At 72.9% G+C, this 24,201-nt stretch carries 28 protein-coding genes; 6 read left to right on the forward strand and 22 right to left on the reverse strand.

What is annotated here, in order from left to right:
• Positions 1-283: 283 nt before the first annotated feature.
• The 3 genes from ACF1DX_RS07530 to ACF1DX_RS07540 form a co-directional block, all read right to left on the reverse strand.
• Positions 284-583: a hypothetical protein gene (locus tag ACF1DX_RS07530; protein WP_391790273.1), complete on the reverse strand. Its 300-nt coding sequence runs from the start codon at positions 581-583 to the stop codon at positions 284-286.
• A 108-nt stretch (positions 584-691) separates the two neighbouring features.
• Positions 692-949 carry a Txe/YoeB family addiction module toxin gene (locus ACF1DX_RS07535; protein WP_391790274.1) on the reverse strand — a complete coding sequence of 86 codons (258 nt, stop codon included), beginning with the start codon at positions 947-949 and terminating at the stop codon, positions 692-694.
• A complete protein-coding gene (locus ACF1DX_RS07540) occupies positions 946-1,224 on the reverse strand; it encodes a type II toxin-antitoxin system Phd/YefM family antitoxin (RefSeq protein WP_391790275.1) in 279 nt (92 codons plus the stop codon). The genes ACF1DX_RS07535 and ACF1DX_RS07540 overlap by 4 nt, the downstream gene beginning before the upstream one ends.
• Before the next feature lie 190 nt (positions 1,225-1,414).
• On the opposite strand from ACF1DX_RS07540, the gene ACF1DX_RS07545 reads away from it, so the two are divergent.
• The gene (locus ACF1DX_RS07545; protein ID WP_391790276.1) at positions 1,415-1,831 is read left to right on the forward strand and encodes a DUF1761 domain-containing protein; all 417 of its coding nucleotides are present in this window, start codon (positions 1,415-1,417) and stop codon (positions 1,829-1,831) included.
• An 11-nt stretch (positions 1,832-1,842) separates the two neighbouring features.
• On the opposite strand, the gene ACF1DX_RS07550 is transcribed toward ACF1DX_RS07545, so the two are convergent.
• The 5 genes from ACF1DX_RS07550 to ACF1DX_RS07570 all read right to left on the reverse strand — a co-directional run bounded on the left by ACF1DX_RS07550 (position 1,843) and on the right by ACF1DX_RS07570 (position 7,185).
• The gene (locus ACF1DX_RS07550; protein WP_391790277.1) at positions 1,843-2,880 is read right to left on the reverse strand and encodes a hypothetical protein; all 1,038 of its coding nucleotides are present in this window, start codon (positions 2,878-2,880) and stop codon (positions 1,843-1,845) included.
• 197 nt (positions 2,881-3,077) lie between these two features.
• On the reverse strand, positions 3,078-4,703 hold the full coding sequence (gene groL, locus ACF1DX_RS07555) for a chaperonin GroEL (RefSeq protein ID WP_391790278.1): 1,626 nt from the start codon (positions 4,701-4,703) through the stop codon (positions 3,078-3,080).
• 148 nt (positions 4,704-4,851) lie between these two features.
• Positions 4,852-5,160: a co-chaperone GroES gene (gene groES, locus ACF1DX_RS07560; protein WP_073932713.1), complete on the reverse strand. Its 309-nt coding sequence runs from the start codon at positions 5,158-5,160 to the stop codon at positions 4,852-4,854.
• Between the two features lie 301 nt (positions 5,161-5,461).
• Positions 5,462-6,259, reverse strand: coding sequence for a polysaccharide deacetylase family protein (locus ACF1DX_RS07565; RefSeq protein ID WP_391790279.1), 798 nt, complete (start codon positions 6,257-6,259; stop codon positions 5,462-5,464).
• A complete protein-coding gene (locus ACF1DX_RS07570; protein WP_391790280.1) occupies positions 6,256-7,185 on the reverse strand; it encodes a polysaccharide deacetylase family protein in 930 nt (309 codons plus the stop codon). The genes ACF1DX_RS07565 and ACF1DX_RS07570 overlap by 4 nt, the downstream gene beginning before the upstream one ends.
• A gap of 90 nt (positions 7,186-7,275) precedes the next feature.
• On the opposite strand from ACF1DX_RS07570, the gene ACF1DX_RS07575 reads away from it, so the two are divergent.
• The gene (locus tag ACF1DX_RS07575; protein WP_391790281.1) at positions 7,276-8,463 is read left to right on the forward strand and encodes a methyltransferase domain-containing protein; all 1,188 of its coding nucleotides are present in this window, start codon (positions 7,276-7,278) and stop codon (positions 8,461-8,463) included.
• A gap of 24 nt (positions 8,464-8,487) precedes the next feature.
• Here the strand turns inward: ACF1DX_RS07575 and ACF1DX_RS07580 are convergent, their stop codons facing one another.
• The 3 genes from ACF1DX_RS07580 to ACF1DX_RS07590 form a co-directional block, all read right to left on the reverse strand.
• Complete coding sequence (locus ACF1DX_RS07580; protein ID WP_391790282.1) at positions 8,488-9,111, reverse strand: Uma2 family endonuclease; 624 nt, start codon at positions 9,109-9,111, stop codon at positions 8,488-8,490.
• 127 nt (positions 9,112-9,238) lie between these two features.
• On the reverse strand, positions 9,239-10,342 hold the full coding sequence (locus ACF1DX_RS07585) for an LCP family protein (protein ID WP_391790283.1): 1,104 nt from the start codon (positions 10,340-10,342) through the stop codon (positions 9,239-9,241).
• Between the two features lie 99 nt (positions 10,343-10,441).
• A complete protein-coding gene (locus ACF1DX_RS07590) occupies positions 10,442-11,494 on the reverse strand; it encodes a LacI family DNA-binding transcriptional regulator (RefSeq protein WP_391790284.1) in 1,053 nt (350 codons plus the stop codon).
• Positions 11,495-11,908: 414 nt separating this feature from the next.
• Between ACF1DX_RS07590 and ACF1DX_RS07595 the strand changes: the two genes are divergently transcribed.
• Complete coding sequence (locus ACF1DX_RS07595) at positions 11,909-12,442, forward strand: hypothetical protein (RefSeq protein WP_391790285.1); 534 nt, start codon at positions 11,909-11,911, stop codon at positions 12,440-12,442.
• Positions 12,443-12,462: 20 nt separating this feature from the next.
• Here the strand turns inward: ACF1DX_RS07595 and ACF1DX_RS07600 are convergent, their stop codons facing one another.
• Genes ACF1DX_RS07600 through tsaB form a run of 4 tightly spaced genes read right to left on the reverse strand, consistent with a single transcriptional unit; the run spans position 12,463 to position 15,032 of the window.
• Complete coding sequence (locus ACF1DX_RS07600) at positions 12,463-12,726, reverse strand: hypothetical protein (protein ID WP_391790286.1); 264 nt, start codon at positions 12,724-12,726, stop codon at positions 12,463-12,465.
• Positions 12,723-13,808, reverse strand: coding sequence for a tRNA (adenosine(37)-N6)-threonylcarbamoyltransferase complex transferase subunit TsaD (gene tsaD / locus ACF1DX_RS07605; protein ID WP_391790287.1), 1,086 nt, complete (start codon positions 13,806-13,808; stop codon positions 12,723-12,725). The genes ACF1DX_RS07600 and tsaD overlap by 4 nt, the downstream gene beginning before the upstream one ends.
• Positions 13,801-14,382 carry a ribosomal protein S18-alanine N-acetyltransferase gene (gene rimI / locus ACF1DX_RS07610; protein ID WP_391790288.1) on the reverse strand — a complete coding sequence of 194 codons (582 nt, stop codon included), beginning with the start codon at positions 14,380-14,382 and terminating at the stop codon, positions 13,801-13,803. The genes tsaD and rimI overlap by 8 nt, the downstream gene beginning before the upstream one ends.
• Complete coding sequence (gene tsaB, locus ACF1DX_RS07615) at positions 14,379-15,032, reverse strand: tRNA (adenosine(37)-N6)-threonylcarbamoyltransferase complex dimerization subunit type 1 TsaB (RefSeq protein WP_391790289.1); 654 nt, start codon at positions 15,030-15,032, stop codon at positions 14,379-14,381. Before tsaB ends, rimI begins: the two co-directional genes overlap by 4 nt.
• Before the next feature lie 119 nt (positions 15,033-15,151).
• Here tsaB and ACF1DX_RS07620 point away from each other — a divergent pair, with 119 nt between their 5' ends.
• Both ACF1DX_RS07620 and ACF1DX_RS07625 read left to right on the forward strand, forming a co-directional pair.
• Positions 15,152-15,700: a hypothetical protein gene (locus ACF1DX_RS07620; protein WP_391790290.1), complete on the forward strand. Its 549-nt coding sequence runs from the start codon at positions 15,152-15,154 to the stop codon at positions 15,698-15,700.
• Between the two features lie 164 nt (positions 15,701-15,864).
• Positions 15,865-16,053, forward strand: a complete 189-nt coding sequence (locus tag ACF1DX_RS07625; RefSeq protein ID WP_391790291.1) for a hypothetical protein — start codon at positions 15,865-15,867, stop codon at positions 16,051-16,053.
• 185 nt (positions 16,054-16,238) lie between these two features.
• Here the strand turns inward: ACF1DX_RS07625 and tsaE are convergent, their stop codons facing one another.
• From tsaE to ACF1DX_RS07645, 4 genes are all read right to left on the reverse strand, one after another.
• Positions 16,239-16,769, reverse strand: a complete 531-nt coding sequence (gene tsaE / locus ACF1DX_RS07630; RefSeq protein WP_391790292.1) for a tRNA (adenosine(37)-N6)-threonylcarbamoyltransferase complex ATPase subunit type 1 TsaE — start codon at positions 16,767-16,769, stop codon at positions 16,239-16,241.
• Entirely contained in the window at positions 16,738-17,964 is a 1,227-nt protein-coding gene (locus ACF1DX_RS07635) for an alpha/beta fold hydrolase (protein WP_391790293.1), read from the reverse strand. Before ACF1DX_RS07635 ends, tsaE begins: the two co-directional genes overlap by 32 nt.
• On the reverse strand, positions 17,961-19,160 hold the full coding sequence (alr, locus tag ACF1DX_RS07640) for an alanine racemase (protein ID WP_391790294.1): 1,200 nt from the start codon (positions 19,158-19,160) through the stop codon (positions 17,961-17,963). The genes ACF1DX_RS07635 and alr overlap by 4 nt, the downstream gene beginning before the upstream one ends.
• Positions 19,161-19,383: 223 nt before the next feature.
• Positions 19,384-20,817, reverse strand: a complete 1,434-nt coding sequence (locus ACF1DX_RS07645; protein WP_391790295.1) for an NAD(P)H-hydrate dehydratase — start codon at positions 20,815-20,817, stop codon at positions 19,384-19,386.
• Positions 20,818-20,965: 148 nt separating this feature from the next.
• Between ACF1DX_RS07645 and ACF1DX_RS07650 the strand changes: the two genes are divergently transcribed.
• Positions 20,966-22,153, forward strand: coding sequence for a hypothetical protein (locus ACF1DX_RS07650; protein ID WP_391790296.1), 1,188 nt, complete (start codon positions 20,966-20,968; stop codon positions 22,151-22,153).
• 67 nt (positions 22,154-22,220) lie between these two features.
• Here the strand turns inward: ACF1DX_RS07650 and ACF1DX_RS07655 are convergent, their stop codons facing one another.
• From ACF1DX_RS07655 to ACF1DX_RS07665, 3 genes are all read right to left on the reverse strand, one after another.
• Positions 22,221-23,057 (reverse strand): RNA polymerase sigma factor SigF, encoded by an 837-nt coding sequence (locus tag ACF1DX_RS07655; RefSeq protein WP_391790473.1) that lies wholly within the window; start codon positions 23,055-23,057, stop codon positions 22,221-22,223.
• 239 nt (positions 23,058-23,296) lie between these two features.
• The gene (locus ACF1DX_RS07660; RefSeq protein WP_385048285.1) at positions 23,297-23,668 is read right to left on the reverse strand and encodes a holo-ACP synthase; all 372 of its coding nucleotides are present in this window, start codon (positions 23,666-23,668) and stop codon (positions 23,297-23,299) included.
• 193 nt (positions 23,669-23,861) lie between these two features.
• A complete protein-coding gene (locus tag ACF1DX_RS07665) occupies positions 23,862-24,032 on the reverse strand; it encodes a hydrophobic protein (protein WP_391790297.1) in 171 nt (56 codons plus the stop codon).
• Positions 24,033-24,201: the final 169 nt, after the last annotated feature.

Consider the following 24,201-nt stretch of genomic DNA (forward strand, 5'->3'; position numbering starts at 1 on the left):
CTTCCGCGCCCACCGGTTCGTGTGGTGGCTCCCGCGGCCCGGGGACCGACTCGGGCCCGGGTGTTCCGCCGTTCCGCGGCGGACGGCCGCTCAGTCGTTCTTCAACGGCCGCCGCACGGGTCGCCGTCCGAGGACATCGGCTTGTTGTCGACCGCCAGGCAGGAGGAGTACACCCGGGGCGGTGTGGGCGGCGGCTCCGGTTCCGACGTGGCACCCACGGCAATGATCGTCACGGCACCGACGCAGGTCAGTCCCGCCATCGCGGTGAGCCGTGCACCACGGCTCACCGATCGCCCCGGAGGCGGTCGCGGAGCTCGTCGCGGCAGTCGTCCCCGGTGCCGCCCCGAACTCGGGAGAAGGCCGGCACTCCGTCTCCCTCGTCTTCCCGCTCGGCCTTGGCCTCGGCCAGCCGCCTCTCGACGTCCGCGACGTACTCGGCGCACTCGGCGCTGACGGGCCTCTCGGGCCGCGGGTCCGGTGCCGAGGAGGCGTTCAGTCCGGCGGTGGCGGCGAGGCCGGCCGCGCACAGCGCCACCCACGCGGCAACCCACGTGCGGCGGCTTGTCCGTATCGGCTCGGGCATCCAGGCATCCTACGAGCGCCGCGGCGGGCTGTCACCGCAGCGCTGCTTCCTCATCGACGAGACCGGCGACGCCCCTCGCCCCGTGTCGTACCGCTCCTCGCCGGTCCGTCAGTAGTGGTAGCGGGCCTTGATGATCACGGCTTCCTTCTCGGTGGCCCGGTGGACGAGGCGGTGCTCGTCGTCGTTCCGGCGTGACCGGTAGCCCGACAGGTCGCCCTTCAGCGGCTCCGGTTTGCCGATACCCGTGAAGGGGCCCCGCTGGATCTCGCCGATCAGGCGGACGAGCTTGCGGAACAGCGTCTTGTCGGCCGCCTGCCAGTACGGGAGGTCCTCCCACCCGGTGGGCCGGAACCGTACGTCCCTCACTCGCCGTCCTCCGCCAGTGCCTCCAGCTCCGCCATGCTCCTGGTGATCATCGGAGCGTCGGCGGCCTTGTCCGCGTCGGCGGCCGCCCTGAGGTGGGCGGCGTTGGCCGGTGAGCGCAGCAGGTGGACGGTCTCCTGCCAGGAACGGAAGCCGTCGGCCGACATCAGTACGGCGTTGCCGCCCCTGGAGGTGATCTCCACCGGCTCATGGTCGTCGTTGACCTGCTGGATCAGCGGGAAAAGCCTGGCCCGGGCCTCGCTGGCGGTGATGGACACAATCCCTCCTCCACAGAACTGGTACAGGGAATTCGTACCAGTTCGATGGTGCAGGGATCCGGTACGAGTCGCATGGATCACCGGCAGGAAAAGCTCCCGTGGAGAAGCGGACACACCCTGTCCTGTACGTCCCCGAGACTCGTGCCCTCCAGCGGCCACAGGGGCCGCTTGTTCCGCAAGGAGCCCGCGCGTGTTCTCCGTTCTCGCCGACATCAACTGGATGGCCGTCGCCGTCGCGGCCGTCGCCTCGGTCCTGCTCGCCGGCGTGTGGTTCGCCGTCGTGATCGCCAAGCCGTACGCCGTGGCCCTCGGCCGCGAGGGCGCGCCGGCGTCCGCGCAGACGGCTCTGACCATGGCGGGGCCGCCGGTGTGTCTCCTCGTCACCGTCCTGACCAGCGCCGTGCTCGTCGAGGCGCTCGACATCACAGGGCTGGGGGACGCCGTGGTGTTCGGGCTCCTCGTCGGCGTCGGCTATCTCGGTGCGATGACCTTCCAGATCGCCATCAACCCGAACTTCCCGCGCCCGCTGTACTACGGGGTCCTCAACGCGCCGTTCTTCGTGCTCACGAGCGTGCTCGGCAGCGTCGTCCTGGTCGCGATGCGCTGAGTCCCCGCCGGCTAGTCGCCGCCTCCTCCGCCTCCTCCGTCACCACCACCGCCGCCGTCGCCGCCCTCCCCGCCGTCGCTGCCCCAGCCGTCGCCGTCGCCGCCGCCGCGTTCGTTGTCGTCGCTGCCGGTGCCGAGGTTGCTGAACCAGGGGAGGTCCCAGGTGCCGGTGTCCGACCCCCCTCCGGAGCGGGGGCGGAACCTGGCCAGGCCCGTCGTGTCCCCGAGGCCGAAGGAGACGGCGACCGCGTGGGCCATGACGGCGTCCAGGGGGTCGGGGCTCTCGTGGTGCACGGTGGCCAGGGGCAGCAGCACGGTGCCGGGTACGGGGTCCGGCCGGCGTGGCGGACGGGTCAGCAGTGCGACCCGCCGGTCGTCGCGCAGCAGCCACGAGCTCTCCGCGTTCTCGCGCCGCAGCGTCCAGTGCCGGTCGGGCAGGCGTATCTCCACGCTGCTCCTGGACTTGCGGAACTTCTTCTGGAGGAGGAGCCGGGCCGTCGTGTCACCGACGGTCATGACCAGGCCGCTGCCCGGGACGGTGGAGTCGCCGCGGAAGCCGTACGGTGCCCGCAGGCGTACGGCGGGGGCGTGCGGGCCCCACACGTCCACGCGGACCAGGCGCCGGTCCACGGCGACGGCGACCGGTCCGGCGGGGCCGGGCGCGTAACGCCGCGCGATCCACAGCGGTATGCCCTCCGCGTGCGCCCGCGCGGCGAGCGCGGCCACCTGGTCCGCCCCGCCGCACCCGCGGACCGCCCACTCGCCCAGGGCGTGGGCGAAGTCGGCGGTCCGGCGCACCTTCAGGGGCTTGGTCGTGCCGGTCACGCGGGTGACCGGCACGATGCCGGGGCCCTGTGCCAGTGAGGCCAGGGGGCGTTCCGTGCCGCCTCCGCCGAGCCAGCACCCCCGCAGGTACGCCTCGGCCATGGCGCCGAGGTTCAGCTCGGCCGGCGGTGTCGTCCGGCCGCCTCTGCGCAGCCCGGCCTCGGTGAGTTCCACGGTCCGCGCCAACGGGTTGCGGGACCGTTCCCCGTAGAGCACCTGGTTCATCCCGTCCCCCCTCCTGTTCCGACTGCCGTGGGGAAGGACCGCGCGGGCCGTGGCGCGGTTCCGCGATCAGCCGTCCGGCGTGCTCCGTCCGCCGTGCACCGCGCGCCGTCCGCCGTACGGCCGCGAGCACGGCGAAGGCCCGGCACCCCGCGTGCGGGGTGCCGGGCCTTCGCTCAGGTTCTGGTGACCTTACGTCGTCAGTGGGAGTGGCCGTGGCCGTGGCCCGCGGCGGCCGGCTCTTCCTCTTCCTTCTTCTCGACGACCAGGGTCTCGGTCGTGAGCAGCAGGGAGGCGATGGAGGCGGCGTTCTCCAGGGCGGAGCGGGTCACCTTGACCGGGTCGATGACGCCGGCCTTGACCAGGTCGCCGTACTCGCCGGTGGCGGCGTTGTAGCCGCTGCCCTTCTCGAGCTCGGCGACCTTGGAGACGATGACGTAGCCCTCCAGGCCGGCGTTCTCGGCGATCCAGCGCAGCGGCTCGACGGCGGCCTTGCGGACGACCGCGACACCGGTGGCCTCGTCGCCGGTCTTGTCGAGGTTGCCCTCGAGGACCTTGACGGCGTGGACCAGAGCGGAGCCACCACCGGAGACGATGCCCTCCTCGACCGCGGCGCGGGTCGCGGAGATGGCGTCCTCCAGACGGTGCTTCTTCTCCTTCAGCTCCACCTCGGTGGCGGCGCCGACCTTGATGACGCACACGCCGCCGGCGAGCTTCGCGAGGCGCTCCTGGAGCTTCTCGCGGTCCCAGTCGGAGTCGGTGGTCTCGATCTCGGCCTTGATCTGGCCGACGCGACCGGTCACGTCCTCCTTGTTGCCGCCGCCGTCGACGATCGTGGTGTCGTCCTTGGTGACGGTGACGCGGCGGGCGGAGCCCAGCACGTCCAGGCCGACCTGGTCGAGCTTGAGGCCGACCTCCTCGGAGACGACCGTGGCGCCGGTGAGGACGGCCATGTCCTGCAGCATCGCCTTGCGGCGGTCACCGAAGCCGGGGGCCTTGACGGCGACCGCGTTGAAGGTGCCGCGGATCTTGTTGACGACCAGGGTCGACAGGGCCTCGCCCTCGACGTCCTCGGCGATGATCAGCAGCGGCTTGGAGGCGTTGGCCTGGATGACCTTCTCCAGCAGCGGCAGCAGCTCCGCGATGGAGGAGATCTTGCCCTGGGTGATCAGGATGTACGGGTCGTCGAGGACGGCCTCCATACGCTCCTGGTCCGTGACGAAGTACGGCGACAGGTAGCCCTTGTCGAAGGCCATGCCCTCGGTGAAGTCCAGCTCCAGGCCGAAGGTGTTGGACTCCTCGACGGTGATGACACCGTCCTTGCCGACCTTGTCCATCGCCTCGGCGATGAGCTCGCCGACCTGCTGGTCCTGGGCGGACAGCGCGGCGACGGCGGCGATGTCGGACTTCTCGTCGATCGGGCGGGCCGAGGCGAGCAGGTCCTCGGAGACCGCGGCGACGGCCGCGTCGATGCCCTTCTTCAGCAGCGCCGGGGAGGCACCGGCGGCGACGTTCTTCAGGCCCTCGCGGACCAGCGCCTGGGCCAGCACGGTGGCGGTGGTCGTACCGTCACCCGCGATGTCGTTGGTCTTGGTCGCCACCTCCTTCACCAGCTGCGCGCCGAGGTTCTCGTACGGGTCCTCGATCTCGACCTCGCGGGCGATCGTGACACCGTCGTTGGTGATGGTGGGGGCGCCGAACTTCTTGTCGATGACGACGTTGCGGCCCTTCGGACCGATCGTCACCTTCACCGTGTCGGCAAGCTTGTTGACGCCGCGCTCGAGGGCGCGACGGGCGTCCTCGTCGAACTTCAGGATCTTCGCCATGGCAGCGGGAGCCCTCTCGGAATTCTGGGTGAAATCACTGCGCCCCGGGCGCCCGGTCCTTGTCGGATGCTGGGGCCAGGGGCGCAGTGGTTCGAGCAAAAGTGCTTGCTACGAGGTCGGGTCGTCCGGGGTGACCCCCGGATCTCCCTTACTTCTCGACGATCGCGAGGACGTCGCGGGCCGAGAGGACGAGGTACTCCTCGCCGTTGTACTTGACCTCGGTGCCGCCGTACTTGCTGTACAGAACGACGTCGCCGACCTTCACGTCGAGTTCGACGCGCTTGCCGTCCTCGATGCGGCCCGGACCGATGGCCAGGACGACGCCCTCCTGGGGCTTCTCCTTGGCGGTGTCCGGAATGACCAGGCCCGAAGCCGTGGTCTGCTCGGCGTCGAGCGGCTGGACCACGATGCGGTCCTCGAGCGGCTTGATGGCAACCTTGGAGCTGGCGGTCGTCACGATCCGACCTCCCCCTTCGGAGATCTCACGGGGTTAACTGTCTGAGGTGGCGACCAGGTGGATCCGTCGTCGCGGGTGCCGGACCTGCCCGTCGCGTGTTTGGCACTCTCCAGGGGGGAGTGCCAGACCTGAGACTATGACTGCGATTAGCACTCGGTCAAGCGGAGTGCCAATTGCCGGCGGCGCGTCGTGGGGTGGGGGCGTTGTTCACACCGGGGTGTGGAGCTTGCCCGTGTTGTGGTGACCGTCCACTGGGGGCTGCGCCCCCAGGTCCCCCTTCGGCCCTGAACGGGCCTCGTCCTCAAACTCCCCCAGAGGGGGCACCCCCAGACGGGCTGAGGGGTGAGCGGTGCTCGCCAGGAACCGCCGACGGGCCGATGCGGCCGACGTAGTCCTCCAGCCTGTCCACTTTCAGACCCCGTTCCTCCAGCTCCCCCAGCAGCCGTGTCGTCCGTTCCGTCAGTGACAGCGGCGGGGCCTCGCCCGACGGTACGGCGATGATGTCGCCGGGGGCCGGGTGGTGGGGGCCGTCGGTGTACGTCAGGTGGCCGTCGGGTTCCAGGGTGGCCCGCCACAGGACCACCGTCTCGATGCCGCAGTCGGCGGCGGCCCGCAGGGTGGTGGTGTCGTACGTGCCGTAGGGCGGGCGGAAGAGGCGGGGGCGGACGCCGAAGCGGGACGTGAGCTTGCGTTGCTGGCCGCAGATCTCGGCGCGCTGGCCGGCGTACGGCAGGCCGCGCAGGGCGGGATGGTCGAGGGTGTGGTTCTGCAGGCTCGCGCCGACCGAGCGCAGGCGGGCGAAGTGCGCGTATCCGGGGCCGGCCACCGTGTCCGTGAGGAACAGGCTGACGGGGAGCCGGCGCTCGCGCACCAGGTCGATGAAGCGGGGGTCGCGTTCGGCGCCGTCGTCGTAGGTGAGGAAGACGACCCTGTCGCGGGTGGGGACGCGGTCGACGACGGGCGGGAGGGCACCGGCCTCCGGCGCCGGGCCGGCTCCGGGGGACCGGCGGCCCGCACCGTCGCCCGCCCCCTCCCCCGTACCGCATCCGGCGATCGCGGCCAGCAACAGGGCGACGGCGGCCAGGAGACGGACCCTCACAGGTAGTCCTCCAGGCGGGCCACCGCGTACCCCTCCGCCGTGACCTTGTCCAGGAAGCGGCGGATCATGTCCGGCATCGTGCCCTTCCAGTCCTCGCGGCCCCGGAAGTGGGTGAGGACGATGTCGCCGGGGTGCAGGTCGCGGTCCCACTCGCGGTACTCCCAGTGGTCGACGAAGACCTCCTCGTTCCAGAGGGGGACGTGGGTGATCCCGCAGGACTTCGCGGCGCGCAGGGTGGCCTTGTCGTAGTTGCCGTAGGGCGGGCGGAAGAGGACGGGGCGCTCGCCGTAGCGCTCCTCGATGACCTCCTGCATGCCGCAGATCTCGCGCTTCTGGCGGGCGTAGGACAGGGCCGGCAGGTAGGGGTGGCGGAGGGTGTGGTTGTGCAGGGCGACGCCCCGGTCCCGCATCTCCTTGAAGTAGCCGTAGTCCTCCTTGACGAGGTAGTCGCTGAGGAAGGCGCTGTACGGGATCTTCAGCTCGCTCATCATCCGCAGGAACGCGGGGTCCTTCTCGGCGCCGTCGTCGATGGTGAGGAAGAGGATCCTCTCGTCGGTGGGGACGGTGGTGAAGACCGGGGGGAGTTCCAGGCGGCGGTGGCCGTCGACCTCGAAGCCGTCGCGGGTGGTGATCCTGGGCTTCTTCGCCGGGGGCGACGGGGCGGTCAGGGGCACCTTCTTCAGTCCCCAGCGCTTCGCGGCGGCGACCCGCGCGGTGTGCGCCGCGCGCAGCCGGGTGGCGTAGGCGTCGAGCGCGCGGGCCGGGGGCGCCTTCAGGGGCTGCTGGCCGCCCGCCGGTTCGACCCGGGCGCCACCGTCGCCGCCCGGTCCGCAGCCGGAGGCGAGGGAGGCGAGAGCGAGTACCGCGAGGCCGATCCGTACACCACCGAACGGCCACCTTTTATCGTTTTGTCCTACTGCTCGCATGGTGCCGGATCCTCGCAGTCCGCCACCGGGAACCCGGCCCGACACCGCGGCCGGAGGCACACGGTCCACCGACTGGCCCACAATGACCCGGTGAACCACCTCGCCCCCCTCCTCACCCCCGAAGGCCGCGCCCTCCTCGACGAGGTCCGCGACACCGACCCGGCGCACGAACTCGCCGTCGCCACCCGGCTGCGCCGCGAGCACCCCGCCGACCTGGTGTCGGCCGCGCTCGGCCAGGCGCGGCTGCGGCAGCGCGCGGTGGCCAAGTTCGGGGCGGAGGACGCGCGGCGGATGTTCTTCACGCCCAACGGGGTGGAGCAGTCGACGCGGGCGAGTGTGGCGGCGTACCGGGCCGAGCGTCTCCGGGCGCTCGGGGTGCGGTCCGTCGCCGACCTGTGCTGCGGCATCGGCGGCGACGCGATCGCGTTCGCCCGCGCCGGGATCCGGGTCCTTGCCGTCGACCGTGACCCGCTGACCTGCGAGGCGGCCCGCGCCAACGCCGACGCGCTCGGTCTCGCCGGCCTGATCGAGGTGCGCGAGGCCGATGTGACGGAGGTGGACACGGCCGGGTACGACGCCGTGTTCGTCGACCCCGCCCGGCGTTCCTCCAAGCGCGGCCGGATCTTCGATCCGGAGGCCTACTCCCCTCCCCTGTCCTGGGCCGTGTCCGCCGCGCTCGGGGCACCGCGCGGCCTGCTGAAGATCGCGCCCGGCATTCCGCACGAGGCGATCCCCGCGGAGGCGACGGCCGAGTGGATCTCGGACGGCGGGGACGTCAAGGAGGCCGTGCTGTGGTTCGGCCCGGACGTGACGCCGGGGGCGCGGCGGGCGACGCTGCTGCCCGCCGTCGCCGGCCTCCACGCGACGCCCGCGACCATGCTCCCGGACCCCGGGGTCCGGCCGGTCGGGCGGTACCTGTACGAGCCGGACGGCGCCGTCATCCGCGCCCACCTGGTCGCCGAGGTGGCCGAGGAGGTGAACGGCGGCCTGATCGACCCGACCATCGCCTACGTCACCGCCGACGAAGCCCACGACACGCCGTACGCCACCGCGTACGAGATCACCGACCGGCTCCCGTTCAACGTCAAGAAGCTGAAGGCGCTGCTGCGCGAGCGCGAAGTCGGCGTCCTGACCGTCAAGAAGCGCGGCTCGGCCGTGGAGCCGGAGGAACTGCGCCGCAAGGTCCTGCCCAAGCCGCACGGCCCCGCGTCCGTCACGGTCTTCCTGACCCGCGTCGCCGGCGCCCCGACGATGCTGCTGGGGCACCCGGTGCGCTGAGGCGCCGGGCCCGGCCGGGCCGGCTCAGGACGCGACGATCTCCTTGCCGATCGCGAAACCCTTGGCCGGTCCCTCGGGGATCACCGCGTCGGTGCCGTAGGGGACCCGGTGCTCGTCGGCGTACTTGGCCTTCTTCGGGTCGGGCGACGTCAGGACGAGCACGGCCCCGTCGTCGTCGAAGTCGTCGACGATCACGTACACCGGGATCCCGGCCCGCGCGTACTCGCGGCGCTTGCGGACACGGTCGCGCTGGAGGTTGCGGTGGCCCGGTGAGGCGACCTCGACGACCATCCCGACGCCGGCGGCGTCGACGCCGAGACCGTCCTCGTCCGGGATCTCGTCGAGATCGAGCGGGGCCACGAAGAGGTCGGGGATCCAGGCTTTCTGACGGTGGATGACGTTACCGTCGTGGTGTGCTACGTAACCGCTGCCTGCCAGATACGCGTCCAGCGCTCTGCGGAGACGGCCGATGAGCACGGTGTGACGACGGCGACCGGTAGGTGACACCTCGATGGCCCCTTCGATGATCTCGGCCCGGTAGCCCTCGGGGAGATCCATGGCCTTCCACGCCTGCCACAGGACCTCGTCCAGATCGGAAACGGGCTTGTCCACCACCACCGGGGCCACCTCTTCTGCGAGAGCGGTCATCGAGAAGCACCTCCTCCTTCAAGTGTGGGCGCGGGCGCCACTGCGGCACAAGCGACACGGTGACGCTACGAGTTCGGGGTTCACACCGTGCCGGAATCGGCGCCGGTCAGCCGAACGGGTGATCACCTCATCTCAGCGACGCCCACAGCTCCCCCGCCTCCGGCTCGTCCGCGATCACGCGGTTGCGGTCCCAGGGGGCCGGGACGACCGGCATGGTGAGGGTCGTGACCTGGTCGGACGGGAGGTCCCGCAGGCTCTGGGCGAGGCGGGTGAGTTCGCCGAGCGAGTCCAGGCCGGTGTCGGTGGTGAGGCTGTCGGTGACGGTGTCGGCGAGCCGGTACAGCCGGGTGGGGCTGGTCAGCAGGTCCTCGTCCGCGATCTGTTCCAGCAGCGCCTTCACCAGTTGGTGCTGGAGCCCTATGCGACCGAGGTCACTGCCGTCGCCGACGTCGTACCGGGTGCGGGCCAGGGCGAGGGCGTCCGTGCCGTCGAGGTGGTGGGTGCCGGCGTCCAGGGTGAGGTGGCTGCGGTCGTCGTCGATGTCCTCCTCGGTGGTGACGGTGACCCCGCCGAGTGCGTCGACCAGGCGGGCGAAGCCGGAGAAGTCGATCTCGATGTAGTGGTCCATGCGGACGTCCGTGAGCGACTCGACGGTCTTCACGGCGCACACCGGACCGCCCACCTCGTACGCGGTATTGAACATCACCCCGGAGGCCGGACGGGTCGACTCCCCGTCCTCCAGGGGGCAGGAGGGCCGGTCGACGAGGGTGTCGCGGGGGATGCTGACCACCGTCGCGGCGGTCCGGCCGGCGTCGAGGTGGACGACCATGGCGGTGTCGGAACGGGCGCCGCCGCTGTCGCCGCCGCCGAGCGCCCGGTTCTCCTCGCCGCTGCGCGAGTCGGAGCCGAGCACGAGGATGTTCAGGGACCCGGTCGGCAGGGGCGCGGCCGTGGCGGACGCGTCCGGGGACGGCGCGGTCACGGCCTTGACGGGGCGGTCGTCGCCCAGGGCGCTGCTGATGTCGACGCTGTCGATGTTGTCGTTGAGCTGCCAGTACGCCCAGCCGGCCGCTCCGGCGCCCAGGACCAGCAGGCCTGCCAGCGTCAGCCCCGTGATCCTCAGCGCTCTCGCCCGCCGGCCCGTCCGTATGCCCGAACCCCCGCCCCCGGCCTCGTCCCCGTCGTCCCCGGTCCCGCCGCTCTTCTCATGTCCCCTCACAGGCAGGAACATAAGTCCGAATTATGACAAGCGGCGATCCCCGGACAGTTTTCTTGTGAAATTCTCAGACTTCCGACACCACACCCGCCGCTCCGAAACTTTCGGACCGGCTCACGCCCCCGCCGGCGCCGCCGTACTGCTCCGCACCACCAGGCTCGTCGCCAGCTCCACCCGGGTCGCCGCCGCCGAGTCCTCGCCCCTGCCCAGATCGAGGACCAGCTTGGCCGCCGCCTCGGCCATCTCCGTCAGCGGCTGCCGTACGGTCGTCAGCGGCGGCCCCACCCAGCGGGCCACCGGCAGATCATCGAACCCGACCACGCTCAGGTCCTCCGGGATCCGCAGCCCCAGCTCGCGCGCGGCCTCGTACAGCCCGAGGGCCTGGAGGTCGTTGCCGGCGAAGACCGCGGTGGGCCGGTCCTCGCGGCGCAGCAGGGCGAGCCCCTGCCGGTAGCCGGCCTCGTGATGGAAGTCCCCGGTCATGATCAGCCCCGGGTCGACCGGCAGCCCGGCGGTCTCCAGGGCGGCCCGGTAGCCGTCGACGCGGGCGCGGCTGCACATCATCCGCGTGGGCCCGCTGATCGCGCCGATCCGGGTGTGGCCCAGGTCCACCAGGTGCCGGGTCGCGGCGAGCCCGCCCTGCCAGTTGGTCGCGCCGATGGAGGGCACGTCGGTGCCCGGGTCGCCGGCCGGGTCCATCACCACGAACGGGATGGAGCGGCTGGTCAGCAGGGCCCGCCCGGACTCGTCGAGGCCGGACAGCACGAGGATGACGCCGTGCGGGCGGCGCGCGGCGACCTGGTCGGCCCAGGTGCGTCCGGGCGTGAGCCGGCCCGCGCTCTCGGAGAGGACGACGCTCAGGCCCTCGTCCCGGGCCACGTTCTCCACGCCCCGGATGACCTCCATCGCCCAGGCGCTCTCCAGTTCGTGGAAGACCAGGTCGATCAGGGGCGAGCGGGTGGCCTCGGCGCGGCGGCGCCGGTAGCCGTGGGCGCGCAGCAGCCCCTCGACCCGGCTCCGGGTGGCGGGGGCGACGTCGGCACGACCGTTGAGGACCTTCGAAACAGTCGGGGCGGAGACGCCGGCCTCGCGGGCGATCTCGGCGAGGGTCGCCGTCCGGGCGCTCCGCCCTCGCGTCCGGGTTTCAGCGGGCTGCGGGGAAGTCATGGCGGCGATCGTATCTCCGCAGGCGTCCTTGACGAAGCCCTCCGGACGGCATGACCTCCGGAACATTCGACAACCACTCCGAAACATGCGGCCGGTCACCGCGAACGGCACGGCACGGTAACCGCCGCTGGCCCCCGCGGACCGCCCGCTCCGGTTCGGCAGGCGTGTGCCGGAGCGGGAACCGGCCCCTCCCCGCCCGGCCGAGGAATCGGCGGTCCCCGTTCACCGGCCGTTCAGGTCGGCGGGTGGTCGAGCCGGGCGTGCCGGAACTACGGTGGGCGACGTCCGGCGCGGATGCCCGGCACACCGTCGGGCTCGCCCCACCGGTCCGCCGTGGGAACCCGGTCCCGGCCGCCGGGGTGCGCGGCGGAGGTGACACAGGGAGTGACCTCCGCGCGGGATGACGGGGATGCGATGGACAGACTGCTGTACCACGAACTGCGGGCCGCCTTCGCGGCGCTCGCCGTGGCCGTCGTCTGCGGGACGGTGCTGGGCCTGGTCCACGGGTTCGCGGTGCCGTCGGACGCCGGGGACCTGATGATGTTGTCCCTCGCCCTGCTCGCGGGCGTCGCGCTGTCGACCCTCCTCGGCGCGACCAGGCTCAAGTGGGTGAGCGAGGTGCGGGACTTCGACCGGGCGGTCCCCGTCGCGGACATCGACGTGGTGCCGCCCGCCGACCGCTCCCTGCGCGGCGACTGGTTCAGCCCCGGGTTCTTCGTCGCCTACCTCGTGCCCGTCCTGCCCGTCGCGCTGTTCTGGGAGGGAGCAGTGCTCTTCATACCGCTGTGGTCAGCCCTGAGCTGGCTGGGCAAGGCCGCACTGATCATCCGCTGGGAGCGCCGGCACGGGCTGGTGCTGTGGCGGGGCCACGTCGAAGCCCGGCCGTGGGAGCTCTCGGTCAGCCACCGGTCACCGGCTTCCGCCGGCACCGGGGAGCCGCCCGCCTGAACCCGGCCGGCGGCCGGGGATCAGACGCCCCCCAGCGACTCGAACCGCCACCGGTGCACCGCTCGGGTTACCAACTCGCCTCGAGGCTCCGGCAGTTCGGGGAGGTCCGCATCGTACGGGGCGTCCCACCAGGTGATGACCAGGACCCTGTCCTGCGGGGCACGGAAGGTCTCGCGGCGCAGGGGGCGTCCGGGGAGTTCGCGGGCCCTCTCCTCCGTCCACGCGAGCAGCTCCGCGGCCCGGCCGGGAACCGCCCGCGCCTCCCACATCAGTGCGACGGTCACGAGTACAGGTTCTCCTCGCCGACCTCGTGGACGTGGTCGTGTCCGGGCACGTGCGGCTCCGTCACCGGGAGGGAGGAGTCCGCCGACAGGTCCCAGCCGGAGGCGGGGCGGTTCCGGGCGACCATCTCCGCGCCCAGCGCGGCCACCATCGCGCCGTTGTCCGTGCACAGCTTGGGGCGCGGCACGCGCAGCCGGATGCCGGCCGCCTCGCAGCGCTCCTCGGCCAGGGCCCGCAGCCGGGAGTTGGCGGCCACGCCGCCGCCGATCATCAGGTGGTCGACGCCCTCGTCCTTGCAGGCCCGTACGGCCTTCCGGGTGAGGACGTCCACGACCGCCTCCTGGAAGGACGCCGACACGTCGCGCACCGGCACCTCCTCCCCCGCCGCCCGCTTGGCCTCGATCCAGCGGGCCACCGCCGTCTTCAGCCCCGAGAAGGAGAAGTCGTACGCGGGGTCGCGCGGGCCGGTCAGACCGCGCGGGAACGCGATCGCGTCCGGGTCGCCCTCGCGGGCGTAGCGGTCGATGACCGGACCACCGGGGAAGCCCAGGTTCAGCACGCGGGCGATCTTGTCGAAGGCCTCGCCGGCCGCGTCGTCGATGGTCGCGCCGAGCGGGCGGACGTCGGAGGTGATGTCCTCGGAGAGCAGGAGGGAGGAGTGGCCGCCGGAGACCAGCAGCGCCATCGTCGGCTCGGGCAGCGCGCCGTGTTCCAACTGGTCGACGCAGATGTGCGAGGCGAGGTGGTTGACGCCGTAGAGGGGCTTGCCGAGGGCGTAGGCGTACGCCTTGGCCGCCGACACGCCGACCAGCAGCGCGCCGGCGAGTCCGGGCCCGGCGGTGACGGCGATGCCGTCGAGGTCGCGGGCGCCGACGCCCGCCTCCTTCAGCGCGCGCTCGATGGTGGGGACCATCGCCTCCAGGTGGGCGCGGCTCGCCACCTCGGGGACGACGCCGCCGAAGCGGGCGTGCTCGTCGACGCTGGAGGCGACGGCGTCCGCCAGCAGGGTGGTCCCGCGCACGATGCCGACACCGGTCTCGTCGCAGGAGGTCTCGATCCCCAGGACCAGGGGTTCGTCAGCCATTGGTTTCGGTTCCTTGTACGCCGTTCCCGTCGACGGGACTCGCCGGGTTCACGGAGGTGGAGGGGTCGGTCAGTCGCATCACCAGGGCGTCCACGTTCCCCGGCTGGTAGTAGCCGCGCCGGACGCCGATGGTCTCGAAGCCGAAGCGCTCGTAGAGCTTCTGGGCGCGCACGTTGTCGACCCGGCACTCCAGCAGCACCTCGGCGCACTCGAAGGCGGTCGCCGCCCGCAGCAGCTCGGTCAGCAGCCGCGAGCCGAGGCCGGTGCCCCAGTGGTCCCGGGTGACGGCGATGGTCTGCACGTCGGCCGCCTGGACACTGGCGCCGTCACCGGCCTCGCCGCCCTCGGACTCCGCGCCGGAGACGGTGAGGCCCGCGTAGCCGACGATCCGGCCGCCCTCCTCGGCGACGACGTAGCGCCGGGTCGCCCCGGGCCCGCGCGCATGGGCCAGCTCGGACCAGAACATCCCGCGCGACCAGGCGTCCTCGGGGAAGAGGTCCCGCTCCAGCTCCAGTACGGGGTCGATGTCCCACCAGCGCATCTCGCGCAGCACGGCAGTCTCGGATCCGGTCACTTGGGGGTGACCACCTTGTAGTTCTTGGGGACCTGGGCATCGGGCCGGCGCAGATACAGCGGCCGGGGCGCGGGCAGCTCCTCGCCCGCCGCCAGCCGCTCGGCGGCCAGCCGGGCCAGGGCGGCGGCGGACACGTGCTCGGGCTCGTGCGCCTTGGGGAAGGTGTCCGGGTAGAGCAGCGCGCCCGCGCCGACGGCCGGGAGCCCGGCCACCTGGTCCGCGATGTCGGCGGGCCGGTCCACGGCGGGCTCGGTGAGGCGGGTGCGGGAGTCGGCGTAGCGCGCCCAGTAGACCTCCTTGCGACGGGCGTCGGTCGCCACGACGAAGGGGCCCTCCAGGTCGGCCGCGCAGGCGAGGCCGTCCAGCGTGCACACACCGTGCACGGGCACGCCGAGCGCGAGCCCGAAGGTGTCCGCGGTCATCAGGCCGACGCGCAGTCCGGTGTACGGGCCGGGGCCGGTGCCGACGACGATCCCGGTGACGGCGTCCAGCCGGGAACCCGCCTCGGCGAGCATCCGGTCGATCGCCGGGAGCAGCAGCTCGCCGTGGCGGCGGGCGTCCACCTGGCTCGACGAGGCGATGACGTCGTGACCGTCGTGCAGCGCGACGGTGACGGCGGGGGTGGCGGTATCCAGAGCGAGCAAGAGCACGCAAACAGCCTACGGCTCCCGGGCCCCGGCCACGGCCGCACGGGCCGGCCGGTCACGTGCTGCTACGGTCACGACGGCGTACGTAAATAACGGGACAGAGCGGGACAGAGGTGACGACGGTGGCAGGCACCAGCTCGGCGATCGTGGCGGGGCTGACCGCGGCGGCCCTCGCGGCGATCGGCTACCTCGGCCACCGGGCGGCGGTGACCGCCCCGGCCGGGTCGCACCATCCGGCGCCCGGCACCGCGACGGCCGTCCAGAAGGCCCTCCGGGACAACGGCCACCCCGCCGCCCTGCCCGCACGGTCGGGGACGGGCGAACGGGTCGTGTACGCGCTGGGCAAGGACCGGGTGTGGCTGGTCGAGGAGAGCGGCAGGGTGCGGCGCACCTACGGGGTCAGCCCCAGCACGGTGGACCCGGAACCGGGCACCTACCGGGTCACGTCCCGGTCCGCGGCGGTCACCGGATCGGACGGCGTTCCGGTCGAGCACGTGGTGCGGTTCGCCTCCGTCGAGGGCACGGCGATCGGGTTCAGCGCGGCGGTCGACGGCTCGGCGCCGCGGCTCGACCCGGAGCAGCGGACGGGCGGCATCCGGGAGACGCGCGCGGACGGTGAGGCGATGTGGGGGTTCGCGACGATCGGGCGGAAGGTCGTCGTCGTGCGGTGAGTCCCGGTGTGCGCGTTCCGGCCGGATCACGTGAACGGGGCCCTTACATTCCGACAAGACGTCGGCAAGATGTTGCGTTCGGCGTCCCGGGCGTGGTCACATGGTATCCAGTCCGTGGTTAGGTCTACCTAACCACGCCCGCCCCCGTCCTTCAGGAGGCGTCCATGCCGGCCCACCAGAGCGCCCGCCGGACCACGGCGCAGTCGCGGCCGCAGCCGGTCTCCGGCCTCTCCGGAATCCCGATGCGCGACCTGCTGGCGTCCTGCGCGGCGGCCGCCGCGGTCTCCACCCCGCCCCGCGCACCGGAACCCCGGCCCGGCGAACCGGCCGAGGGACACCGCGAGGCGGCGTAGGCGGATCGGGCCGCGTGGGCCGGTCGGACGGGTCGGGCCGACAGCACGTTGGGGTCGACGGAGCGGTCGGGCCGCGTGACCCGATCGGCTGCGTGGCCCGGTGGGGCCATCGGGTCGGCGGGCAGTCGGGCCGTGTGGCCCGGTGGGGCCATCGGGTCGGCGGGCAGTCGGGCCGTGTGGCCCGGTCAGGCCGACAGTACGGTCAGGTCGGTCGCCGCCCAGCGTTCGCCCAGGCCGGTCACGGTCATCTCGCGCACCTCGTCCGTGGTGTCGCCGACCGCCCGGTGGATGACGACCTGGAGACGGTCCTCGGTCAGCTCCTCGACCTTGCCCTCGCCCCACTCCACGACGATCACCGACTCCGGCAGCGAGACGTCGAGATCGAGGTCCTCCATCTCGTCCAGACCGCCCGACAGCCGGTACGCGTCGACATGGACCAGCGGCGGACCGTCCCCCAGGGAGGGATGCACCCGGGCGATCACGAACGTCGGCGAGGTGACCGCGCCCCGCACACCGAGCCCCTCGCCGAGGCCCCGGGTCAGGGTCGTCTTGCCCGCGCCCAGCTCACCCGAGAGCAGCACCAGATCGCCGGCGCGCAGCAGCTTGGCGAGCCTGCGGCCCAGCTCGCGCATCTGCTCGGGGGAGGTGACGGTCAGCTCGACGGAGTTCGCGGTCGGCGCCGGCTCAGCCGGGTTGTGCGGTGCTGCTGCTTCCATAGCGTCCAACGGTAGCCCCTGCGGGCACCGCACCCGCGCGGACGAGCAGGTCGGCGAGGCGGTCGGTGACCGCCTCCGGGTGTTCCAGCATCACCAGGTGCCCCGCGTCCGGGACCAGCACCAGTTCCGCGTCGGGCAGCAGACCGGCGATCGCCTCGCTGTGCTCGCTCGGCGTGACGAGGTCGTCCACCCCGGCCAGCACCAGCACCGGCAGGTCCGCGAAGTGGGCGAGGGCCTCGGTCTTGTCGTGGTCGTTGAACGCCGGGTAGTACTCGGCGACCACGTCGATCGGCGTGCCCTCGATCATCCGCTCGGCGAACCGGGCGACCGCCGGGTCCACGTCCCGCGACGCGAACGAGTACCGCTTGATGACCCCCGCGAACAGATCCGCGGTGGCCCGGCGCCCCCGCTCCACCAGCTCGGCCCGCTGCCCCAGCGCCTTCAGCACCCCCGGCAGCACCCGCCGCACCGCGTTGACGCCGGCCACCGGAAGTCCGAAGTTGACCTCCCCGAGCCTCCCCGACGACGTACCGACCAGGGCGACGCCCACGACCCGCTCCCGGATCAGCTCCGGGTACTGGTCGGCGAGGGCCATCACCGTCATCCCGCCCATGGAGTGGCCGACCAGCACCAGCGGCCCCTCGGGCGCCGCCGCGTCGATGACGGCCTTCAGGTCCCGCCCCAACTGCTCGATGGTGACCGGCTCGCCCCGCTCCGCCTGCGCCGCGCCCCGCGCCGAACGGCCGTGGCTGCGCTGGTCCCAGTGCACGGTCCGTACGACGCCCCGCAGCGCGGCCCGCTGGAAGTGCCAGGAGTCCTGGTTGAGGCAGTAGCCGTGGCTGAAGACCACGGTGACCGGGGCGGGGGTCCTGCGGCCGAACAGCCGGCGCCGCCGCTCGGGGGTCGGGGCGGGGTCGAGGTCGTCGGCCTCGTAGTACAGCTCGGTGCCGTCATCGGCGTACGCCTTGCCGGGTGTGCCGCGCAGCGCGCCGTACGGTCCCGCCGAGTCGAGGGCGAGCCGGGCCTTCCTGCGTATGCCCCGGCCGACCGTCATCCGCTCTATCGCGACGCCCGCGGCGGCCCCGGTGGCGAGCACGCCTATCGCGACACCCGCGACACCGGTGGCGCGGCGCCAGCCCCCGCCGGAAGCCGAGGCCGCCGCGGAGACCGCGGCCTCGGCGATGCCCTCGCTCACGTACCGCTCCCCTCGTCTCCGTCGTTCCCGTCATTGACGTAGACGCGCGGGACGCGGGTTCCGATGCGGGTGACGATCTCGTACGCGATGGTCCCGGCCGCCTGCGCCCAGTCCTCGGCGGTGGGCTCGCCGCGGTCGCCGGGCCCGAAGAGGACGGCCTCGGCGCCCGGCCCCGGCTCGTCCCCGCCCAGGTCGACGACGAACTGGTCCATCGCGACCCGCCCGGCGACCGTGCGCCACTTGCCCTCGACCAGCACCGGGCCGGTGGAGGAGGCGTGGCGCGGGATGCCGTCCGCGTAGCCGAGCGGGACGAGGCCGAGGGTGGTGGCGCCCGGGGTGAGGTAGTGGTGGCCGTAGCTGACGCCGTGCCCGCCGGGGACGTGCTTCACCAGGGCCATCGAGGCGGACAGGGTCATCGCCGGGCGCAGCCCCAGGTCGGCGGGGGTGCCGATCTGGGGGCCGGGCGAGACGCCGTACATCGCGATGCCGGGGCGCACGAGGTCGAAGTGGCTCTCGGGGAGGGTGAGGGTGGCGGGCGAGTTGGCGATGTGCCGCACCTCGGGGTCGACGCCCTGTCCCTCCGCGTACGCGACCATCTCCCGGAACCGGGTGAGCTGGGCGGCGATGGAGGGATGGCCCGGCTCGTCGGCGCAGGCGAAGTGCGACCACAGGCCGGTGACCCGCAGCAGCCCCTCGGCCTCGGCGCGCAGCGCGGCGGCGACCAGTTCCGCCCAGTCGTCGCCGGGCTGGCAGCCGCCCCGCCCGAGCCCGGTGTCGGCCTTGAGCTGCACCCGCGCGGGCCGCCCGGCGAGCCGGGCCGCCCCGGTCACCTCGTCCAGCGCCCACATGCCGCTCAGGGACACGTCGAGGCCGGCCTCGATCGCCTCCCGCCAGGGCCCGCCGGGCGTCCACAGCCAGCACATGATCCGTACGCCGTCCGGCACCCCGGCACCGGGCGCGCGCAGCGCGAGCGCCTCCTGCGGGGTGGCGGTGCCCAGCCAGGTCGCCCCGGCCTCGACGGCGGCCCGGGCGCAGGCGAGGGCGCCGTGTCCGTACCCGTCGGCCTTGACCACGGCCATGAAGGCGGCGCCGGGCGCCCGCTCGCGCAGGGCCCGCACATTGGCCCGCACGGCGGCCAGGTCGATCTCGGCACGGGCCCGCAGCTCCGCACCACCCGGGGCAACTGTCTCGTTCATCCCGCCCAGTCTCTCAGAGCCCTCCACCGCGCCTTCCCGTCGGCTGAATCAGCCCCTCCGGAGGAGTTCGAGGAGCGAGGTCCGGGGCGGAGCCCCGGGGTCGGGACGGGAAGGGGCGGCGGGGGCGGGACGGGAAGGGGCGGCGGGGGCGGGACGGGAAGGGGCGGCGGGGGCGAGAAAGATCTCCGAGCCCTCACCGCCCCCACGCCCACGCTGAACCCGCTCACCCCCGCACCACACTCCGCCACGCCCCCGCGATCCCCTCCGCCACGTCGTGCGCCCCCATCGGCGCCCCGTCCGCCGCGAACCGCCCCGCCAGGCCGTGCAGATACGCCCCCGCACTCGCCGCGTCCACCGCCGACAGCCCCGCCGCCAGCAACGACCCCGCCAGCCCCGACAACACGTCCCCGCTGCCCGCCGTGGCCAGCCACGACGTCCCCGTCGGGTTCACCCGCACCACGCCCCCTCCCGAGGAGGCGACCAGGGTCGTGGACCCCTTCAGCAGCACCGTCGCCCCGTACCGCCCCGCCAGCTCCCGCACCGCCGCCAGCCGCCCCGCCTCGACCTCCCCCCGCTCGACCCCGAGCAGCGCCGCGGCCTCCCCCGCGTGCGGGGTCATCAGCGTCGGCGCCCGCCGTCCCCGTACCGCCGACGCCTCGGCCAGCCGCAGCCCGTCCGCGTCGATCAGCACCGGCACGTCCGTCGCCAGCACCTCCGCGACCGTCGCCGCGTCGTCCCCGGCGCCCGGCCCGACCACCCACGCCTGCACCCGCCCCGCACGCCGCGGCCCGCCGTCCGACACCAGCGTCTCGGGGAAGCGGGCGATCACGGCCTGCCCGGCGGGGCCGACGTACCGTACGGCCCCCGCCCCGCCCCGCAGCGCCCCCGCCACCGCGAGCACCGCCGCCCCCGGATACCGGGCGGACCCGGCGGCGATCCCGACGACACCTCGCCGGTACTTGTCGCTCTCCACGGCCGGCACCGGCAGCAGCCGGGCCACGTCCGCGTGCTGCAACGCCTCCAGTTCCGGCTCCTCGGGGAGCGACAGCCCGATGTCGACCAGCCGCACCGGCCCCGCGTACTCCCGCGCCGGATCGATCAGCAGCCCCGGTTTGTGCGTCCCGAAGGTCACCGTGAGGTCGGCCCGGACCGCCGCTCCCCGCACCTCCCCGGTGTCGGCGTCGACCCCGCTCGGCAGATCGACGGCGACCACGGCCGCCCGCGCCCGCCCGGCCGCGTCGGCGAGCGGCACCGCCTCCGGGCGCAGCCCGCCCTTGCCACCGATTCCGACGATGCCGTCGACGACGAGATCGGCCCGCTCGATCAGCGCCTCGGCGCCGTCCGTGCCCGCGGTCCGCCCGCCCGCCCGGCGCAGCGCCGCGAGCCCTCCGCCGTGGGCGCGCTCCGGCGCGAGCAGCACCGCGCTCACGCCCGCGCCGCGCCGGGCGAGCCGGGCACCGGCGTACAGGGCGTCGCCGCCGTTGTCCCCGCTGCCGACCAGCAGGACGACCCTGCTGCCGTACACCCGCCCCAGCACATCCGCGCAGGCAGCGGCAAGACCGGCGGCGGCGCGCTGCATCAGCGCCCCCTCCGGCAGCCGTGCCATCAGTTCCCGCTCCGCCGTCCTGACCGTCTCCACGCTGTACGCAGTACGCATGCGTCCGAGTCTCCCGCAGACGGCCCGTCAACTCCCGTAACGGGGAGGCGGACCGCTTGACTCCTTGCCATGCCCTTGCCAAACTCTCGGCCCCCCACCGGATGAATCGATTCAGTCGAATCGGTTCGACGACAGAAGCAGAGGACCCATGGGACGCAGAGCCGCACTTCTCACCGCAGCCGGCGCCACCGCACTCCTCACCACGGCCGGCGTCATGACGGCCCCCGCCACGGCCGCCCCCACGACCGCCGCGACCACCGTGGCCCCGACCCCCGCCCGCGCCGCGGCCTGCGGCGACGGCTCCTACCAGGCCGAGGCCGTACTCAACGGCAGCACCTGGACCGCCAGGCGCGGCGGCAGCACCGTCTACACCGGCGGCGACATGCGCGCGGCCGTGCAGGCGGCGATCAACAGCCTGTCCTCCGGCCGCACCAGCAAGGAACGGGTCGTGGTCCGCGGCTCGGGCTCCGTCTCCGCCGGTTCCCGCATCTCCCTGCCGAGCTACACGACCCTGGACGTCTGCGGCACCATCGACGTCACCGGCAGCGGCTCCGGCGACCAGGCCCCGGTCTACTCCCGCGGCACCCGCGACATCGAGGTGCAGCACCTCAACGTCACCGGCGCCCCGCTGTACGGGATCTTCCTGCGCAACGTGCAGAACGTCGTCCTCGGCCAGATCGACATGCGCCTGACCCGCGGCCTCGGCGTCCGCATCGACAACCGCGGCGACACCAGCCAGTGGACGCGCAATGTCCGTATCGACAACGTGTACGTCTCCGGCGCGTCCAGCCACGCCGTGGAGACGTACGGCGTCGACGGCCTCACCGTCGGGACGGTGACCGCCCGCGACGTGGGCGAGTCGGGCCTGCTGCTGAACCAGACGATCAACGCCACCGTCTCCAAGGTGGACGCGGAGAACGCCGGCACCGGCACCGGGTACGCGGCCTTCCGCATGGCCAACCGCAACGGCCGGATCGGCGACTCCTACTCCACCAACATCCGCGTCGGCGAGGTCGTCGCGCGCGGCGGCGGACGGGGCGTGTTCTGCGTCTCGGAGAGCGGCGGCGCGACGATCGACAGGATCACGCTCTCGAACACGGGCAACAACGCGATCCTCGTCGAGAACTGCTCCAACGTGAACCTCGCCGCCCAGAGCGGCACGGTCACCGGCGGCGGCGAGATCCGCCTGGCCGCGCGCTCGGAGTTCCCGAACAACCGGGACATCACCGTCCAGAACCTCACGGTGACGAACTCGTCGATTCGCGAGAGCCCCTGCGGCGAGAACACGACGTTCCGCAACAACCGGCTGGTGAACAGCAGCCAGTCGATCTGCTGACGTCCTGCCGGCACAAGGGGACGGGGTGCGGCCTGGTGTGCCGCACCCCGTCCCCGGCCGCCCGGCCTCAGTTCGTGGTGAGCATCCCCGCCCGCAGCCGCTTCAGCGTGCGGGACAGCAGCCGCGAGACGTGCATCTGGGAGCAGCCGAGCCGCTCGCCGATCTCCGCCTGCGTCAGCTCCTCCACGAACCGCCAGTGCACGATCTTGCGCTCGCGCTCGTCGAGCTCGGCGATCATCGGGGCCAGCGCGTGGAAGTCCTCGACCAGTTCCAGCGCGGCGTCCTCGGTGCCGATGAAGTCCGCGAGCACGCTCTCGCCGTCCGGCTCACTGCCGATGGCGGCGTCCAGGGAGGCGGAGTTGTAGCCGTTGGAGGCGATCCGGGCCTCGTTGACCTCCTCCTCGGTCAGGCTCATCAGCTGCGCGAGTTCGGCGGTCGTGGGCGTACGGCCCAGCCGGCTGCGCAGTTCCTCGGTGGCGCGGGCGAGCTGCACCCGGGCCTCCTGGAGCCGGCGCGGCACGTGCACGGACCACGAGGTGTCACGGAAGAACCGCTTGATCTCGCCGACGATGTAGGGGATCGCGAAGGAGGTGAACTCCACCTCGCGGGAGAGCTCGAACCGGTCGATCGCCTTGATCAGTCCGATCATGCCGACCTGGACGATGTCCTCCATCTCCTCCGGGCCCCGGCTGCGGAACCGGCCGGCCGCGAAGCGGACGAGGGACATGTTCATCTCGATGAGGGTGTTGCGCGCGTACTGGTACTCGTGCGTGCCCTCTTCCAGCTCCGTCAGCCGCCGGAAGAACTGCTTGGACAGCTCCCGGGCGTCCTTCGGCGCGACCTGACCGGGATCGGCGACCTCCGGCAGTTCGGTCACTGTCTGAGCTCGGTCGGTCCGCGCCATCGTCGACGTCACTGTTCGCCCTCCCTGTTCGTTCGGCCCGGCTCCAGGCACCGGCTCTGCGCGTCTACCCCGGTTCATCCGAAGCACGCATCCGGGTTGACGACGAAAATGACGCAGCAGCCGTACGAGGGCGAAGACGACGGTGAGCACGGCGACGACGAGGAACGCCTCGCCTCAGACCCGCAGGTCGACCCCGGTCCCGGGGAAGGCGAGGGGAAGGGCGGGCACGGACACCGCCCTCACCCCTCCGCGATCACGACCGCCGAGGCCACCCCGGCGTCATGGCTGAGCGACACGTGCCAGGACCGTACGCCCAGCTCGGCGGCGCGCGCCGCCACCGTCCCCCTCACCCGCAGCCTCGGCTGCCCACTGTCCTCGCACCACACCTCGGCGTCGGTCCAGTACAGCCCCGCGGGCGCGCCGAGCGCCTTGGCGAGCGCCTCCTTGGCCGCGAACCGCGCGGCGAGCGAGGCGACACCGCGCCGCTCCCCGCTGGGCAGCAGCAGCTCGCTCTCCAGGAAGAGCCGCTGGGCCAGCGCGGGCGTCCGCTCCAACGACTCCGCGAACCGCTCGATCTCGGCCACGTCGATCCCGACTCCGATGATGCTCATGCGCAGCACCTTACGAGCCCGCGCCGGGGACGTCGGACGCCGGCGTGGAGGCCGCAGGTTCCCGTGCGCACCGGCGCCCGACGGGCGGGCGGGTGCCCGCCCGTCCACCCGTCACGCCCCGTTTCACCCTTTCCGCGCACATGCGAAGGGCTCCGGCGGAATCGCCGGAGCCCTTCGCACACATTCCGCCGCCCTACCAGCGGTACCAACGGCCCCGCGCGCCACCCGTGCCCGCCGGGCGGACGAAGAAGCCCACCAGCCACAGCACGAGCACGATGGCCGCGATCCACCACAGCGCCTTGAGCGCGAAGCCCGCGCCGAACAGGATCAGTGCCAGGAGAAGAACCAGAATCAGGGGAACCATGTGTATCAACCTCCGGTCCCGCGAGTGCCCCGGCGCCCCCTGCACAAGCTCTTCAACTCCGCGTTAATTTCACAGCCTTGGGGGAATCCACGCACGTCGAGCCGACACGGGACGGCAACCGGGCGGGAGTGGGCCTGCCGCCGCACCGGCTCCGATCGAATCGTCGTGC

This window comes from Streptomyces sp. NPDC014676, assembly GCF_043084105.1.
GTDB lineage: Bacteria > Actinomycetota > Actinomycetes > Streptomycetales > Streptomycetaceae > Streptomyces.